The following is a 16011-nucleotide window of genomic DNA, read 5'->3' as shown; positions in this document are numbered from 1 at the left end:
TTCCGTTTGATGCGAGCAAGCCGAGGACAGGTTATGGCCACTGCGTCGAAAACCGGCAAAGACAAGAAAAGCGCGGCGGTGAAGTCGCTGGAGGAAGAACGCCGCCATCCGGACACGGAAAGCGAGCTGGACGAAGGGTTGGAGGACACTTTCCCGGCCAGCGATCCGATCTCGATCACCGATTCGATCATCGCCGGCGCGCCGCTGAAGCCCGGTAAGCCGAAGAAGGTCGCGGGCAAGAAGCCGCGGCGGTAGGACCGCTTCCGCGCCATCTCCGGGCTTGTCCAGAAGAGCCGCCGATATCGGCCAACAGATGAAAATCGCCACCGGCCCTGTCGTTCGGGCGCTGACGTTTGGGACAGATCCGAGCATAGCGGCTGACGAAACGCCGGACCTTTTACCTGCTTCATAAAAAAGAGCGGCCGGTTTTTGCCGGCCGCCCTTGCTGTTCCCGAGGTCGAAGTTTTCCGGCTGGACATCGGCTCACATGCCGTTGGAGATGCTCCACGGGTTGAGGTCGATGCCGAGCTTCTTGCCGCCGGTGGCGGTATTGTCGGTAACCGGGCGCGCCTTTTCGACGGAACCGGTGGCGCTGCAATCGAGATTGGCGCGCACGGCAGCCGTCGCGCAGGCGGCGGGAACTGGAGCCTGGGTCCTGACGGCATTGTTGCCGGCGAAGGCGGCGCCCGGCAGGGCGATCAGCGCGGCGAGAGCGAATGCGGTCTTTTTCATGATCTGTCTCCGGGTTGAATTTCTTCGTACATGTACGAGATTGAAAACATGTACGCTCAGCCGGTGCGGGTTTCAAGCAAGATTTCGTACGTGTACGAAAAAATTTAAGATGCGAGCGACCGGATGCGAACGTCCTCGTTCCGGCCCTGCGCATCCGGGCGAAGCGCATGTCGAGGCTGCCTGTGCGCCCAGCACCCGAAGAAGCCCAAGCTCGGATGAAAAAGATCGCGGCTACTTTTCCGAAACGGTGCGGCAGCTTGTCCGTTCGCCGCCCAGCGGCGCCACGTCCTGCGTGGAGAGGCCGGCGAGGGCGAAGTCGCACATGCGCTTCACGAAGGCCTGCGGGTCGCCGAACGGGTGGAAGGGGAAGGTGATCAGCAGCGAGATGGTCCCGTGTCCAACCGCCCACAGCATGTTGGCGATGGCCTCGGCGTCGCCCTTGAGCTTGCCGGCGGCGATGCAGGCCTCGACGCGGCCGATCAATGCCTTCATGGCGGGGTTGTCGGCCTCCATCTCGGCGAAGGTCTTGCCTTCGGGGGCCCTCGTCTTCTCGGTCATGAAGACGGTGCGGTATTCGTTGGGATTGCCGAGGCCGAAAGCCGCGTATTCGGTCATGACGACACGCAGCGCGTCCAGCGGATCGTCCGCCGGCTGCTCCTCGATGCGCCGGGCCAGCGTGGCGAACGCGTCCTCCGCAAGAGCGAGCAGGATGTCCTGCTTGTCGGCGAAATAGGAATAGACCGACATCGGCGCGTAGCCGACGCGCTTTGCCAGCTTGCGGATGGTCAGGCCCTCATAGCCTTCCTGCTGAACCAGTTCGCGCGCAGCCGCCACCAGTTCGGCGCGCTGCTCCGCCTTGTGCTTTTCGCGGCGCTTCTGCACCGTCAGGGACACGATCCTGCCTGCCTTTCTCGGGTTCGTCCCGGCGACTATATACGCCGTACGGCATGCGGCAAGATCACGCAGCGGCAGGTGGCAGCCGGCGAGGGGAAGGCTTTTGCGGTCAGGCGCCGTCCGGTTCCGGCTCCACGAAGGCCAGCGTCAGCCAGCGCGCCGTCAATGCCGGTTTCTTCGAGCCTTCGATCTCGATCGTCACGTCGTGCGTCATCTGCACCCAACCGGAAGGGCGGGCCTTGACGTCGGCCAACACGAAGCGGGCGCGGATGCGCGCGCCGGTCTTGACCGGGGCAAGGAAGCGGATCTCGTCGAAGCCGTGGTTGACGCCCATCTTCGATTTTTCGAGCTGCGGCAGCGTCTCGAAGGTCATGGCCGACAACAGCGACAGCGTGAGGAAGCCGTGCGCAATGGTGCCGCCGTAGGGTGTCTCGGCGGCGGCGCGCGCCGGGTCGCAATGGATGAACTGATGGTCGTCGGTGGCGTCGGCGAACTGGTCGATCATCGTCTGGGTGACGACACGCCACGGCGAGAGGCCGACTTCCTTGCCGGCATTGGCGAGCAACGTTTCGAGCGGAATGGTGGTTGCGGACATGCGGCCTCCGGTTGGATGCGCGGCAGCGGCGCCGGCTCGGGCGCACAGATAGAGCGTGGGGCGGGCAATGTCATCCGCGAATGGCGTTCCCTCCCTATCGAGAGGGAGGGTAAACGTCGGCGCTACTCAGCCGGCTCGACGTTGGCGTAGGCGGCTTCCTCCAGTTCGCGCTTGAGGCGGGCCTGCTCGTGGCTCTTCGGCGTGACGAAGCGGCCGAGCAGCAGGTAGGCGACCGGGGTCAGGAACAGCGTCGAGACTGTGGCCAACCCAAGGCCGCCGACGATCACCCAGCCGAGCGCGACGCGCGCTTCCGCGCCGGCGCCGCTTGCCAGCACCAGCGGCACGCCGCCGAGCACGGTACAGATCATCGTCATCATCACCGGGCGAAGGCGGATGTTGGCGGCCTGTTCGATCGCTTCGCGCACGCCGAGGCCGCGGTCGCGCAGCTGGTTGGCGAATTCGACGATCAGGATGCCGTTCTTGGCCATCACGCCGACCAGGAGCACCAGGCCGATCTGGGAATAGGCGTTCAGGCTGGTGCCGGTGAGGATGAGCGCGAAGATGGCGCAGGCGAGGCCGAGCGGCACCGTCGCCATGATGATGACGGCCGAGACGAAACTTTCGAACTGGGCCGCCAGCACCAGGAGGATGATGACCAGCGCGAAGCCGAAGATGGTGACCATGCCGGAATTGGTTTCGCCGAGCGTCGCCGCCTCGGCCAGCGGCACGATGCGGGAACCCGGCGGCAGCAGCGGCGTGGCGATGCTTTCGGCCGCCTTCAGCGCGTCGCCGAGGGCGAAGTCGCTGCGCAGATTGGAGGTGATGGCGACGGACGGCTGCTGCTGTTCGCGCGTCAGCGACGGTGGCACGGCCCGCTCCTCCAGCGTGGCGATGGTCGACATCGGCACGTAACGGCCGTCGGCCGTCTTGAGGAAGATGTTTTCCAGGTCGGTCGGGTCGTTGATCGGATTGGTGGTGGAGACGAGTTTCACGCCGTAGCTGCGGTCGGCGATGTAGACGTCGCCGATGTCGTTGCCGTCGAGCATCGCCTGCATGGTGTCGGCGAGGCCGGTGATATCGATGCCGAGATCGGAGGCGCGCGCGCGGTCGATCGCCACGGCGAGTTGCGGCTGGGTCGGGTCGATCGACAGGCGCGGCTGCTGGAAGCGTGGATCGGCCTGCATGGTGTCGATGATCTTGCCTGCCGCTTCGGACAAAGCCTTGCGATCGTTGCCGACCAGCGCGAACTGCAGGCCGTTGCCGGCGCCGCGGATGCCGAGGCTGTTCGGCTGGACAGGGAAGATGCGGGCTGCCGGCACCTGCTTGGCCAGTTCGGTGATCTCGGCCATGATCTGCTGCTGGCTGCGGGTACGCTCGTCCCACGGCGCCAGCGTCATCACCATGAAGCCCGAATTGTACTGGTTGTTGTAACCGGCACTCTCGAAGGTGGAGACGATCTCGCCGGAATCGCGCAGCGGCTGGATCAGTTCCTCCAGCTTGCGCATCTGAGACGTGGTGAAGTCGAGGCTGACGCCTTGCGGCGCGCTGAAGCGCAGCAGCACGGCCGAGCGGTCCTCGGTCGGCGTCAGTTCCTGGCGGATGGTGCCGAACATGGCGAAGGCGGCGCCGGCGAACAACACGGCCACCAGAAGCACGATGACCGGCGCGTCGAGGCAGACGTGCAGGCAGCGGCGATAGACGGTCATGAGGGCGCCGCCGATGCGGCCGCCGATGCCGTTGTTCCCCTCGTGATGCAGCGAGGCTTCCGTCAGCATGCGTGAGGCGAGCATCGGACACAACGTCAGCGCCACGACGCAGGAGAGCAGCACCGCCATGGCGAGCACGAAGCCGAACTCGCGGAACAGGCCGCCGGTCTGGCCGGGCAGGAAGGAGATCGGCACGAAGACGGCGACAAGCGTGGCGGTGGTGGCGATGACGGCGAAGAACACTTCCTCGGCGCCGAGCACGGCGGCGGCGCGGGGTCCCATGCCCTCGTTCCGGCGGCGCACGATGTTTTCCAGCACGACGATGGCGTCGTCGACGACGAGGCCGGTCGCCAGCACCAGGGCCAGAAGGGTGAGGATGTTGATGGAGAAGCCGGCGAGATAGATCGCCGCGATGGTGCCGATCATGGCGACCGGCATGGAAAAGGCCGGGATCAGCGTGGCGCGCCAGTCGAGCAGGAAGACGAAGATGACGATCAGCACGATAGACACAGACAGGCCAAGGGCGATCTCAACCTCGTGCACGGCGCCGTTGACGAAGACCGCGTCGTCGGACGTCACCTTGATCGTCATGCCCTTGGGCAGGTTCTCCTGGATCTTGGCGACCGCCGCCTTCACGCCGTCGGAAATGTCGAGCGTGTTGGACTCGGCGGCGCGCACGATGCCGATGCCGATGCCCGTCTTGCCGTCGGAGCGCAGCGTCGACTGGCCGATATCTGGCCCCATGGTGACGGTGGCGACGTCGCCGATGTGGGTCGTGCCGCCGATGACGATGGCGGCGAACTGCTCGGGCGTGGTGACGTCGGCGGTGGTGCGCACGACAAGGTTCTGGTCGGTGGTGGTGATGGAACCTGCCGGCGTGTCGAAGGCGACGGAGGCCAGCGCTTTGCGCAGGTCGGCCACCGTGTAGCCGAGGGCGGCGAGCTTCGCCTGGTTGACGTCGATGCGGAAAATCTTGTCGCGGTCGCCGTAGACCTGCACGTCGGCGACGCCGGGCACGGCGGCCAGCGCATCCTCGACGCGGTCCTCGACGATGACGGTCATGTCCTCGACGGACAATTTGTCGGAGGTCACGGCCAGCCGCATCACGGCGTCGGAATTGGCGTCCGCCTTGATGATGCGGGGCGGATCGGCTTCCTCCGGAATCTGGTTGGCGACGCGGCCGACGGCATCGCGCACGTCCGAGGCGGCGACGTTCAAATCGACGCCGTCGTTGAATTCGATGGTGACGCGGCTGGAGCCGAAGGATGAGGTGGAGGAGATCGACTTGACGCCGGAGACACGGGCCACCGCGCCCTCGATGGTCTTGGTCAACTCCCGATCGACGGTTTCGGCCGCAGCGCCGGTGAATGTCGTGTTGACGGTGACGACGGCGCGGTCGACGTCCGGCAGTTCGCGGATCTCGACGCCGTAGAAGGCGGCGAGGCCCGCCACCGCGATCAGCGTGTTGAGGACGAAGGCCAGCACCGGCCGACGGATGAACAGCGCGGTAAAGCCCGTCTCGCTGCTCCTGGGGGCGGCTTCGCTCATCGGCCGATCCTTGTCACGCGCCGGGTCACGAGCCGGCCGCTATGGTGGCCTGTTCGGCGTCGTCTTCGTCGGCGATGCGCACCGCGCCGCCCTGGCGCACGCTCTGCACGCCTTCCGTCACCACCATCTCGCCGACGGCCACGGGCGCGTCGACCAGCACCGTCTGGCTATTTCGCTGGATGATGCGCACCGGCACGTTTTGCGCCTTGCCGTCCTTGACGACCCAGATGAAGGCGCCGTCGGCGCCCCATTGGATGGCCAGCGGACTGACGGCCGGATAGGTGTCGCCGGGGAATTTCATGCCGACCTGGAAAGCCATGCCGGCGCGCAGCGAATCGGCAGGATTGGCGATGGTCGCCTGCACCCACAGCGTGCGGCTTTTCTCGTCGATGTGGTTGTCGATGGCGCTCACCGTGCCCTTGAACACGTCCTTGGGGCTGGCAAGCGAGGTTGCGGTCAGTTCGGCGCCGATCCGGACAGCGGCGGCGAAACGTTCCGGCACCCAGAAATCGACCAGGATGGAGGAGCGGTCATGCACCGTGGCGATGGCGGACGTGCTGGTCACATAGTTGCCGGCGGCGATCGGCAGGATGCCGACGGTGCCGGCGATCGGCGAGACGACCGAGCGGCGGTCGAGGGAGACCTGCGCATCATGCACGGACAGTTCATCGTTGCGCAGTTCGAGTTCGGCGTCGCTGAGCTGTACGGCCGTCGCCGCGTTGGAGGCGCGCAGCGCGCGCAGGCGATCCACTTTCGCCTTGGCGTCGTCGCGTGCAGCGACCGCCTTGTCGAGGGCGATCTGCTCGACGTCGGAATCGAGCCTGGCGATGACCTGGCCGGCTTCGACATGCGCGCCGGATTCGACGAGAAGCTCGGTCATGCGGCCGGACGAATAGGGATTGACGGTGACCGTCGCCTTGGCGCGGCCGGTGCCGATGGCTTGCAGGCGATCGTTGATCGTCTCGGTCGTCGCGGCCGCGGCAACCACCATGGTCGGCGCCCGGCCAGCTTCAGTCGCCTTGCCAGGCGCCTTGCTGCCGGCGTCGCTGCCCGGTTTCGGGGTCGAGGCATGCGCCCACTCAATGCCCAGGCGGTCGAGCACCTGCGGCGCGCCGGGAAAGAACAGCACCCAGCCGAACGCCGCGGCGACGAGGATCACCAGAGAAAGGACGATCTGTTTCCAGGTAGCCATCGGCACTCCGGCTGACGATATGACCAACGTCCACCGGCTCCTCCCGCCCGGACGACGACACGACGCGCCATGCCCGGCACGGAGCAGCGTAATACTATGCCTTTATGGCAATTCTCCAACGTTTGCGCACATTAAATCTGCGTAAGGTTGGGCATCAAATCCGCGTAGGGTCGGGCATCCGCTAAATCACCCGAGCGGAGGCAGCGGTCAGCGCAGTTTTTCCATCTCGCCCAGCCGGCGGGTGCTTTCGGCTTCCAGTTGGCGTGTCACCGAGGCGAGCAACGTCTCGGCGACGACGAAAAGCGAGGCGGAGGAGTCCCAAGGGGAGGGCACGGCGGTGCGCCCGGCGACGACGTGGCGGGCGAAGCGCGCGATGGGTGACAGCCACTGGTCGGTGAACAGCACGATCTGCACGCCGCGCTGGTGCGCCTTCTCGGCGAAGCGCAAGAGGCTGTCCTGGTAGCGGCGGATGTCGAAGATCAAGAGTACGTCGCGCTTGCCCATGTCGATGAGCCGGTCCCGCCACATGCTTTCTTGGCCGGCGAGATGGAAGACGTTCGGCCGGATGATGGTGAGATGGGCGGCCATGTAGCGGGCGAGCGGGTCGGTGAAGCGGCCGCCGACCAGGAACATATGGCCGCGGCTATCGGCCAGCCGCTCGACGATGTCGGCCATCTGTTCCTGCGAGAAATGGCGGAAGGTCTCGCGCAGATTGTCGATCGCCGCTTCCATCATCGGCCGGACGGGACTGTCGAGAGCCGGGCCGGGCGGGCGCGCCGCCGGCGACTGCAACTGCGCGGCGAGTTCATCCTGCAGGGCCGACTGGAATTCGGCGTAGTTGTGAAAGCCGAGCCGGGCGACGAAGCGCAAGATGGTGGGCGAGGAGACCCCCGCCGCCTGCGAAAACTCGGCGACTGTCTTGAGGCCGACGACAGGATAATTGGCCACCAGCGTCTGCGCCGCGCGGCGCTCGCCGGCCGGCATGACGCCGATCCGGTCGGCGATCAATTCGGCAACGCCTGCTGTCATGTCCTCACCCGTTCCCCGCCCGAAAGGAAGTCGCAAAAGCCGTTTGACAAAGCCGGACAAACTGTATGAAATCATCCGTGACGACGCAATCATAGAAAAAACGTATCATTAGATACGCGCCGTCGAGGGGAGGGACATGGGCAGGACAGGGCGGCTGGACGATCATGCGATGTCGCAGTCCGTGCGGGTGACGAATCCCCACGGTGCCGGGCGCTTCGTCTTCACCTGCGACCATGCTTCCAATTTCCTGCCGCCGGAATTCGGCACGCTGGGCCTGGCCGAGGCGGAGTTATCGCGCCACATCGCCTGGGACCCCGGCGCGCTGCCCGTAGCCCGCCTTCTCGCCGAAGCGCTGGACGCGACGCTGGTGGAGACCTGCATTTCGCGTCTGGTGCTTGACTGCAACCGGCCACTCGACGCGCCGGACCTGATACCGCCGGTCAGCGAGACGACCGCGATCCCCGGCAATGCGAAGCTGTCGGAGGCGGAGCGCGAGGCGCGCGTGGCGCGCTGCTGGCGTCCTTTCCACGATGCCGTCGAGGCGGTGGTGGAAGACAGGCTGGCGCGCGGACGCGAGGCCTGGCTGATTTCGGTGCATTCCTTCACGCCAATCTACAAGGGGGTGCAGCGCCCCTGGCAGATCGGCATCATCCATGATGACGACACGCGCCTCGCCGCGCCGCTGATCGCTGCCCTGAAGGGGCAGGGCAGCCTGACGGTCGGCGTCAACCAGCCCTATTCGCCGGCCGACCGGGTCTATTTCACGCTCGAGGCGCACGCGCGCCCGCGCGCTCTGCCTTGCGCGATGATCGAGATCCGCAACGACGAGATCGCCACGGGGGCGGAGCAGGCGAAGTGGGCGGGCCTGCTGGCGCAGGCGCTTGCTCCGATCCGTCTCGCCGGCGGGCAAGCCGCCAACGAAACCGTCAGCCATCGATAGACAGGAAAGACCGTGCCGAAAGCCGCCGTTCTCTTTGTCCGAAATGTCGACGCGTTGAACTACCGCGTCGGCCGCGTCGCCATGTATCTGTTCTTCGCCATGGGCGCGATCCTGCTCGCCTCCACGGCCTCGCGTCTGGTGCTCGGCGTTCCGATAAACTGGGCGCTGGAGATGTCGCAGTTCATCCTGTCGGCCTATTACCTTCTCGGCGGCGCCTACGCTCTGCAACTCGACCAGCATGTGCGCATGGACCTGTTCTACGGCCAGCTCGCGGCACGCAAGCGGGCCATCCTCGATGCCGTCACCATCCTGTTCGTCATCTTCTATCTGTGCGTACTGCTCGGCGGCGGCATTTCGAGCACAAACTACGCGATCGTCTACGGTCAGAAGAACTATACCGCCTGGGCGCCGCCGCTGTGGCCGATCAAGGTCATCATGACCGCCGGCATTTTCCTGATGCTGCTTCAGCTCATCTCAACCTTCATCAAAGACGTCGCCATCGCACGCGGGAAGCCGATCGCATGAGTTCGGAATTCATCACGCTCTTCATGTTCGGCACCATGATGGTGCTTTTGTTCACCGGGCAGCGCGTCTTCGGCGTGATCGGCTTCGTTGGTTCGGCGGCTGCCCTTTGGCTGTGGGGCGAGGGCGCTTTCGAGATGCCGTTCAACGCCTCGTTCCAGGTGTTGAACTGGTATCCCCTGATCACCGTGCCGTTCTTTATCTTCATGGGTTACATGCTGTCGGAATCCGGCATCGCCACCGGCCTCTACCGCATGTTCCATGTCTGGTTCGGGCCGGTGCGCGGTGGTCTGGCGCTGGGCACCATCGGGCTGATGGTGCTGATCGCGGCGCTGAACGGGCTGTCGGTGGCAGGCATGGCGATCGGCGCCACCATCGCGCTGCCGCAGCTTCTGCGCCACGGCTACGACAAGGTGATGGTCACCGGCGTCATCCAGGCCGGATCGTCGCTCGGCATCCTCATTCCACCGAGCGTGGTTCTGGTGCTCTACGCCATGATCGCGCGCCAGCCGGTGCTCGACCTGTGGCTGGCGGGCGTCGGGCCGGGCCTTCTGATGGCGGTGATCTTCGGTGCCTATGTCTATATCCGCTGTCTGGTGCAGCCCGATATCGGCCCGGCGCTGCCGGCGGAGGAGCGCGCGCAGATCACGCGCGCGGAGAAGTTCCAATTGCTCAGGCAGGGCATCCTGCCGCTCGCCATCTTCTTCATCATGATGGGCCTGTTCATGTCGGGCACGACCAGCCTCGTCGAAAGCTCGGCTGTCGGCGCGCTGCTCGCCACGGCCGCAGCCTGGTGGGCCGGCAACCTGAACAGAAAGGTATTCGAGGACTCCACGCGCAACACGCTGGGCATCTCGTGCATGTTCATGTGGATCATCCTCGGCGCGCTGTGCTTCTCGTCGGTCTATGACGGGCTGGGTGCGGTCAAGGCGGTCAAGACGCTGCTCATCGACACCTGGGAATTCTCGCCGTGGACGGTTCTCAGCCTGATGCTGCTGTCCTTCATCGTCATGGGCATGTTCCTCGACGATACCGCCATGCTGGTCATCGTCGCCCCGCTCTACATCCCGCTGGTGAAAAGCCTCGGCTTCAACCCGGTCTGGTTCGGCATCCTCTACACCATCACCTGCCAGATCGCGTACATAACGCCGCCCTTCGGCTACAACCTGTTCCTGATGCGGGCGATGGCGCCGCCCGAGGTTTCGCTGATGGACATCTACAGGTCCATCGTGCCGTTCTTCTTCCTGATGGTGCTGTCGCTGATCCTGATCATGATCTTTCCGCAGATCGCAATGTGGCTGCCCGAATACTTTTCGGGGCGGTAGGGAACGAACGCAGACACGGTGAAAAATCATAAGAAGGGGGACGATGGAGAACAGACAGACGTGCCGGGGGGCGGGCATCCCGCCTCCATTCGAAATCCAATATCGACTGATGGGAGACTTGTGAGATGACCGAGAAAAGCACGATCAACAAACGCGATTTCCTGCGCAAATCCATCCTGACAGGCGCCGGCGCGGTCGGCGCGACCGCGCTGGCGACGCCCTACGTGAAGGCGCAGGCTCCGATCAAATGGCGCCTGCAGACCTATGCAGGCCCGGCACTGGCCGAGCATGTGTGCAAGGTCGGCGTCGACGCCTTCAACAAGGCCGCGCATGGCGAGATGGAAATCGAGATGTACACGGCCGACCAGCTCGTGCCGCAGGGCGAACTGTTCCGCGCCGTGCAGTCGGGCACCATCGACGCCGCGCAGAGCGACGATGACTCGGCCGCGGCTCCGGTGGACGTCAAGGTGTTCGGCGCCTATTTCCCGCTCGCCTCGCGCTATTCGCTCGACGTGCCGGCGCTGTGGCATTGGCACGGGCTGAAGGAAGTCTGGGAGGAGGCCTATGCCGAGATCCCCGGCGTCACCTGGCTATCGACCGGCGCATGGGATCCGTGCAACTTCGGCACCACAAAGCCGATCAAGTCTGTGGCGGACCTGAAAGGCCTGCGTGTCTACACCTTCCCGACCGGCGGCCAGTTCCTGTCGAAATTCGGCGTCGTGCCGGTGTCGCTACCTTACGAGGACGTCGAGCCGGCGATCCAGACGGGCGAGCTGGACGGCGTTTGCTGGTGCGGCATCACCGAGATGCACACCGTCGGTTGGGCGGACGTGTTGAAATACTTCCTGACCAACCCGCTGTCGGGCGCCTGGGCCGGCTCCTACTTCGTCAACACCGAGAAGTGGAAGGCGGTGCCGGAGCATCTCCAGCAGCTCTTCATGATGTCCATCGACACCTCGCACTACTACCGCCAGCACTGGTACTGGGCGGGCGAGGCCAAGTACCGCAACGAGGGCAAGCTGGAACTCACCTCGATCCCCGAATCCGACTGGAAGCAGGTCGAGGACGAAGCCTCGAAGTTCTGGGACGAAGTGGCCGGCCAGAGCCCGCGTTCGGCCAAGGTCGTCGAGATCATCAAGAAGTACAACCAGTCGATGATCAAAGCCGGACCGCCCTACCGCTACGCGTGAGAGCGGGATATTGATTACCCGTCCGGCCGCCATTCCGGCGGCCGGGCATCGTTTGAAATTCAGGCCCAAAGGGGCGGAGTGCGAAAAGAATGGCCGGAAATCTCTCGTTCGATCAGTTGAAGAAGGCAGTGTCGGCGGGAGAGATCGACACGGTTCTGGCCTGTGCCGTCGACATGCAGGGACGACTCATCGGCAAGCGCTTCCTGGCGCAGTATTTCGTCGATTCCGCCCATGACGAGACGCATGGGTGCAACTACCTGCTCGCCAACGACATCGATATGGAGCCGGTGCCCGGCTACAAGGCCGCTTCCTGGCAGAAAGGCTACGGCGACTTCGTCGTCAAGCCGGACCTCGCCACGCTGAGGTCGGTGCCGTGGCTCGAGAAGACGGCGATGGTGCTGTGCGATCTTCTCGACCACCACACCCATGGCGACCTGCCGCATTCGCCGCGCGCCATCCTCAAGAAGCAGATCGCGCGGCTGACCGAGCGCGGCTACATGGGCTATTTCGCGTCCGAGCTGGAATTCTACCTGTTCTCGGAAACCTATCGGTCAGCGCGCGCCAAGCACTGGCAGAACCTTGAAACCGCCTCGCCCTATATCGGCGACTACCTGATCGGCATCACCACCAAGGAAGAAGGCTATATGCGCCGCCTGCGCAACGATATGCAGGCGGCCGGCATTCCCATCGAGAACTCGAAGGGCGAATGGGGGCCGGGGCAGGAAGAGATCAACGTGCGCTATGCCGAAGCGCTCGACATGGCGGATCGCCACACCGTCCTCAAGAACGGCGCCAAGGAGATAGCCGACGCCGAGGGCAAGGCCGTCTCCTTCATGGCCAAGTACAATTACGGGCTGGCCGGCAATTCCAGCCACATCCACAACTCGTTGTGGAGCAAGGATGGCAAGACGCCGCTATTCTTCGACAAGAGCCAGCCCTGGACGCTGTCGAAGCTTGGGCAGCAGTGGAGCGCCGGGCAACTGAAGTATGCCAAGGAATTCACGCTGCTTCTGGCTCCTTACATAAACTCCTACAAGCGCTTCCAGTCCGGCACCTTCGCACCGACCAAGATCATGTGGAGCGAAGACAACCGCACCGCCGGATTCCGGCTCTGCGGCGAGGGCACCAAGGGCATCCGCATGGAGTGCCGCATCGGCGGCGCGGATCTGAACCCCTATCTGGCTTTCGCGGCGCTGATCGCGGCGGGGCTGGCCGGCATCGACGAGAAGCTGGAACTGCAGAAGCCGTTCGTCGGCGACGCCTACCAGGCCGCAAGGCTGCCGGAAATTCCCAAGACGCTGCGCGACGCCACCGAGGCCTTCGCCAAATCGAAGATGATGAAGGCGGCACTCGGCGAAGACGTGGTCGAGCATTATGTCCACAATGCGCGCTGGGAGCAGATGGAATACGACCGCCGCATCACCGACTGGGAACTGCATCGCGGCTTCGAGCGGTATTGACGAATGTGGTGCGTCCTTCGAGGCTCGCTTCGCTCGCACCTCAGGATGAGGGAGGTGGTTTGCCCGACTTCACTTTCGCAGGCCCCGCACAAACGGTCCTCATCCTGAGGTGCGAGCGAAGCGAGCCTCGAAGGACGCACTACGGACGAACGGAATCTTGAACTGGAGTCGGTTATCTTGGAAACCATCAAACTCAAATCCCCCGTCGACGGTTCGATCTATGCCGAACGACCGGTCGCGACAGACCAGCAGGTCAATGCCGCCGTGGAAAAGGCGCGAGCCGCGCAGGCCGACTGGGCGCAGGTGCCGATCGCCAAGCGCGGCCAGTACATGCTCGCCATGCTGGAGGCGCTGGTTGCCATGACCGACGAGATCGTGCCGGAGATCGCCTGGCAGATGGGCCGGCCGGTGCGCTACGGTGGCGAGTTCGGCGGCGTCAAGGAACGCACCCAGTATATGGTCGAGATCGCCGAGAAGGCGCTGGCGCCGGTGCCTGCATCGAACCCGAAGGACGGCTTCCGCCGCTATGTGAAGAAGGACCCGCTCGGCGTCGTCATGGTCATCGCGCCGTGGAACTATCCCTACCTCACGGCCGTCAACACCATCGTGCCGGCGCTGATGGCGGGCTCCACCGTGATCCTGAAACACGCCGCGCAGACGCTGCTGGTCGGCGAGCGCTTCGCCCAGGCCTTTGAGAAGGCCGGCCTGCCCAAGGGCGTGTTCCAGAACGTGGTGCTCAACCACGCGCAGACGGAGAAGCTGCTCGGCAGCGGAAAAATCGACCACGTCAACTTCACCGGCTCGGTCGCCGGCGGGCGCGCCATCGAAAAGGCGGCGGCTGGCACCTTCATGACGCTCGGGCTGGAGCTGGGCGGCAAGGACCCGGCCTATGTGCTGCCCGATGCCAAGCTCGACCACGCCATCGCCAACCTCGTCGACGGCGCCTTCTTCAACTCCGGCCAGTGCTGCTGCGGCATCGAGCGCGTCTATGTGCACGAGAAGGTCTATGACGACTTCGTCCACGGCTTCATCGCCGAGACGAAGAACTATGTCGTCGGCAACCCGCTGGAGCAGGCGACCACCATGGGGCCGATGGCGCAGGCGCGCTTCGCCGACCTGATCCGTGAGCAGAAGGCCGAAGCGCTGCGCAAGGGTGCTGCGGCGCATATCAACATGAAGGTGGATAAGGACGTTGCTGGCTCGCCCTATATCGCGCCCGAAGTGCTGACCAATGTCGACCACCAGATGTCGGTGATGCGCGAGGAGAGTTTCGGCCCCATCGTCGGCATCATGAAGGTGCGCAACGACGAGGAGGCCATCGCGCTGATGAACGATTCTCCCTATGGCCTGACGGCCTCGATCTGGACGCGCGACACCGATCATGCCGTCGCCATCGGCGATCGGGTCGAGACCGGCACCGTGTTCATGAACCGCTGCGACTATCTCGACCCGGCGCTGGTGTGGACCGGCGTGAAAGACACCGGCAAGGGCGCGGGTCTCAGCCAGATCGGCTACGACAACCTGACCCGGCCGAAAAGCTATCACCTGCGCGAAACCATCTGATCTTCCGAAAGCAAAAGAAATGACCACCCTCGTCTCCAAATGGAACTACCCGACCACCGTCCGCTTCGGCGCCGGCCGCATCAAGGAACTGCCCGACGCGCTGGCCGCCACCGGCATCAAGCGGCCGCTGTTCGTCACCGATCCGGGACTGGCGAAACTGCCGGTCGTGGCCTCGACGCTGAAGATCCTCGACGACGCGAAAATTCCCTACGGCGTCTTTTCCGACGTCAAGCCGAACCCGGTGGAATCCAACCTCACCGCCGGCATTGAAGTCTTCAGGAAGGGCAAGCATGACGGCGTCATCGCCTTCGGCGGCGGCTCGGCGCTCGACCTCGGCAAGCTGATCGCCTTCCAGGCCGGGCAGACGCGGCCGGTGTGGGACTTCGAGGATATCGGCGACTGGTGGACGCGCGCCGACGCGACGAAGATCGTGCCGATCGTCGCCGTGCCGACCACCGCCGGAACCGGCTCGGAAGTCGGCCGTGCCGGCGTCATCACGCATGAGGCCAGCCATACCAAGAAGGTGATCTTCCATCCGAAGATGCTGCCCGAGATCGTCATCGCCGATCCGGAACTGTCGGTTGGCATGCCGGCCTTCATCACCGCCGGAACCGGCATGGACGCGCTGGCGCATTGCCTCGAAGCCTATTGCGCACCGGGCTATCATCCGATGGCCGACGGCATCGCCGTGGAAGGCATCCGCCTGGTGTTCGAGAACCTGCCGAAGGCTTTTGCCAATGGCAAGGACCTCGTCGCCCGCGCCCACATGATGTCGGCCGCCGCGATGGGCGCCACCGCCTTCCAGAAGGGGCTCGGCGCCATCCACTCGCTGTCGCATCCGATCGGCGCGCTCTACGATACCCATCACGGCATGACCAACGCCGTGTTCATGCCCTACGTGCTCGCCTTCAACCGCGATGCGGTGGAGGAGAAGATCGACCGGCTCGCCGCCTATTGCGGCATCAAGGGAGGCTTCGACGGCTTCGCCAAGGCGGTGATGAAGCTGCGCAAGGAACTCAAGGTGCCGCATGCGCTGCCCGGCCTCATCAAGGGGCTGGAGATGGACAAGAAGCGCAAGACGCTGATCGCCGACATGGCGGTGGTCGATCCGACCGCCGGCGGCAATCCGGTCAAGCTGACCAAGAAGGCGGCGCTGTCGCTGCTGGAGAGCGCCCTGAACGGATAGGCCGGGCGCCGCCGGGTTTCTGCGCCCGTCGGTTTCGGCGGGCCGCAGCCCTGAAAAACCACGAGGGGAAGGAGGAAAAGATTAGCCGGGAAATGAAAGGGGCGCCGATTGCAGGCGCCTGGCAAAAGT

General features: G+C 64.6%; 14 protein-coding genes. 8 read left to right on the top strand and 6 right to left on the bottom strand.

Annotation, left to right across the window (positions count from 1 at the left end; all coding sequences use genetic code 11):
* Window positions 1-33 precede the first annotated feature (33 nt).
* The gene (locus E6C48_RS09505; RefSeq protein ID WP_136356448.1) at window positions 34-255 is read left to right on the top strand and encodes a hypothetical protein; all 222 of its coding nucleotides are present in this window, start codon (window positions 34-36) and stop codon (window positions 253-255) included.
* Between the two features lie 228 nt (window positions 256-483).
* Here E6C48_RS09505 and E6C48_RS09500 read toward each other — a convergent pair whose 3' ends face one another.
* From E6C48_RS09500 to E6C48_RS09475, 6 genes are all read right to left on the bottom strand, one after another.
* Window positions 484-732 carry a DUF680 domain-containing protein gene (locus E6C48_RS09500; RefSeq protein WP_136356446.1) on the bottom strand — a complete coding sequence of 83 codons (249 nt, stop codon included), beginning with the start codon at window positions 730-732 and terminating at the stop codon, window positions 484-486.
* 231 nt (window positions 733-963) lie between these two features.
* The gene (locus E6C48_RS09495; protein ID WP_136356444.1) at window positions 964-1626 is read right to left on the bottom strand and encodes a TetR/AcrR family transcriptional regulator; all 663 of its coding nucleotides are present in this window, start codon (window positions 1624-1626) and stop codon (window positions 964-966) included.
* Between the two features lie 109 nt (window positions 1627-1735).
* Complete coding sequence (locus E6C48_RS09490; protein WP_136356442.1) at window positions 1736-2221, bottom strand: MaoC family dehydratase; 486 nt, start codon at window positions 2219-2221, stop codon at window positions 1736-1738.
* 122 nt (window positions 2222-2343) lie between these two features.
* On the bottom strand, window positions 2344-5475 hold the full coding sequence (locus E6C48_RS09485; protein ID WP_136356440.1) for an efflux RND transporter permease subunit: 3132 nt from the start codon (window positions 5473-5475) through the stop codon (window positions 2344-2346).
* 25 nt (window positions 5476-5500) lie between these two features.
* Entirely contained in the window at window positions 5501-6667 is a 1167-nt protein-coding gene (locus E6C48_RS09480; RefSeq protein WP_136356438.1) for an efflux RND transporter periplasmic adaptor subunit, read from the bottom strand.
* Between the two features lie 207 nt (window positions 6668-6874).
* Window positions 6875-7696 (bottom strand): MurR/RpiR family transcriptional regulator, encoded by an 822-nt coding sequence (locus tag E6C48_RS09475; protein ID WP_136356436.1) that lies wholly within the window; start codon window positions 7694-7696, stop codon window positions 6875-6877.
* Between the two features lie 136 nt (window positions 7697-7832).
* Between E6C48_RS09475 and E6C48_RS09470 the strand changes: the two genes are divergently transcribed.
* The 7 genes from E6C48_RS09470 to E6C48_RS09440 all read left to right on the top strand — a co-directional run bounded on the left by E6C48_RS09470 (window position 7833) and on the right by E6C48_RS09440 (window position 15882).
* Window positions 7833-8636 (top strand): N-formylglutamate amidohydrolase, encoded by an 804-nt coding sequence (locus E6C48_RS09470; protein ID WP_136356434.1) that lies wholly within the window; start codon window positions 7833-7835, stop codon window positions 8634-8636.
* A gap of 12 nt (window positions 8637-8648) precedes the next feature.
* Window positions 8649-9161 carry a TRAP transporter small permease subunit gene (locus E6C48_RS09465; protein WP_136356432.1) on the top strand — a complete coding sequence of 171 codons (513 nt, stop codon included), beginning with the start codon at window positions 8649-8651 and terminating at the stop codon, window positions 9159-9161.
* Window positions 9158-10483, top strand: a complete 1326-nt coding sequence (locus E6C48_RS09460; protein WP_136356430.1) for a TRAP transporter large permease — start codon at window positions 9158-9160, stop codon at window positions 10481-10483. The genes E6C48_RS09465 and E6C48_RS09460 overlap by 4 nt, the downstream gene beginning before the upstream one ends.
* 125 nt (window positions 10484-10608) lie before the next feature.
* Window positions 10609-11673 carry a TRAP transporter substrate-binding protein gene (locus E6C48_RS09455; RefSeq protein ID WP_136356429.1) on the top strand — a complete coding sequence of 355 codons (1065 nt, stop codon included), beginning with the start codon at window positions 10609-10611 and terminating at the stop codon, window positions 11671-11673.
* A gap of 89 nt (window positions 11674-11762) precedes the next feature.
* Window positions 11763-13133, top strand: coding sequence for a glutamine synthetase family protein (locus tag E6C48_RS09450; protein WP_136356427.1), 1371 nt, complete (start codon window positions 11763-11765; stop codon window positions 13131-13133).
* 174 nt (window positions 13134-13307) lie between these two features.
* Window positions 13308-14696 (top strand): aldehyde dehydrogenase family protein, encoded by a 1389-nt coding sequence (locus E6C48_RS09445; protein ID WP_136356425.1) that lies wholly within the window; start codon window positions 13308-13310, stop codon window positions 14694-14696.
* Window positions 14697-14715: 19 nt separating this feature from the next.
* Window positions 14716-15882, top strand: a complete 1167-nt coding sequence (locus E6C48_RS09440) for an iron-containing alcohol dehydrogenase (RefSeq protein ID WP_136356423.1) — start codon at window positions 14716-14718, stop codon at window positions 15880-15882.
* The last annotated feature ends 129 nt before the right edge of the window (window positions 15883-16011 follow it).

The sequence above is a fragment of the Ollibium composti genome (assembly GCF_004801285.1).
Taxonomy (GTDB): domain Bacteria; phylum Pseudomonadota; class Alphaproteobacteria; order Rhizobiales; family Rhizobiaceae; genus Mesorhizobium; species Mesorhizobium composti.
This window is presented reverse-complemented; position numbering and strand designations above follow the sequence as displayed.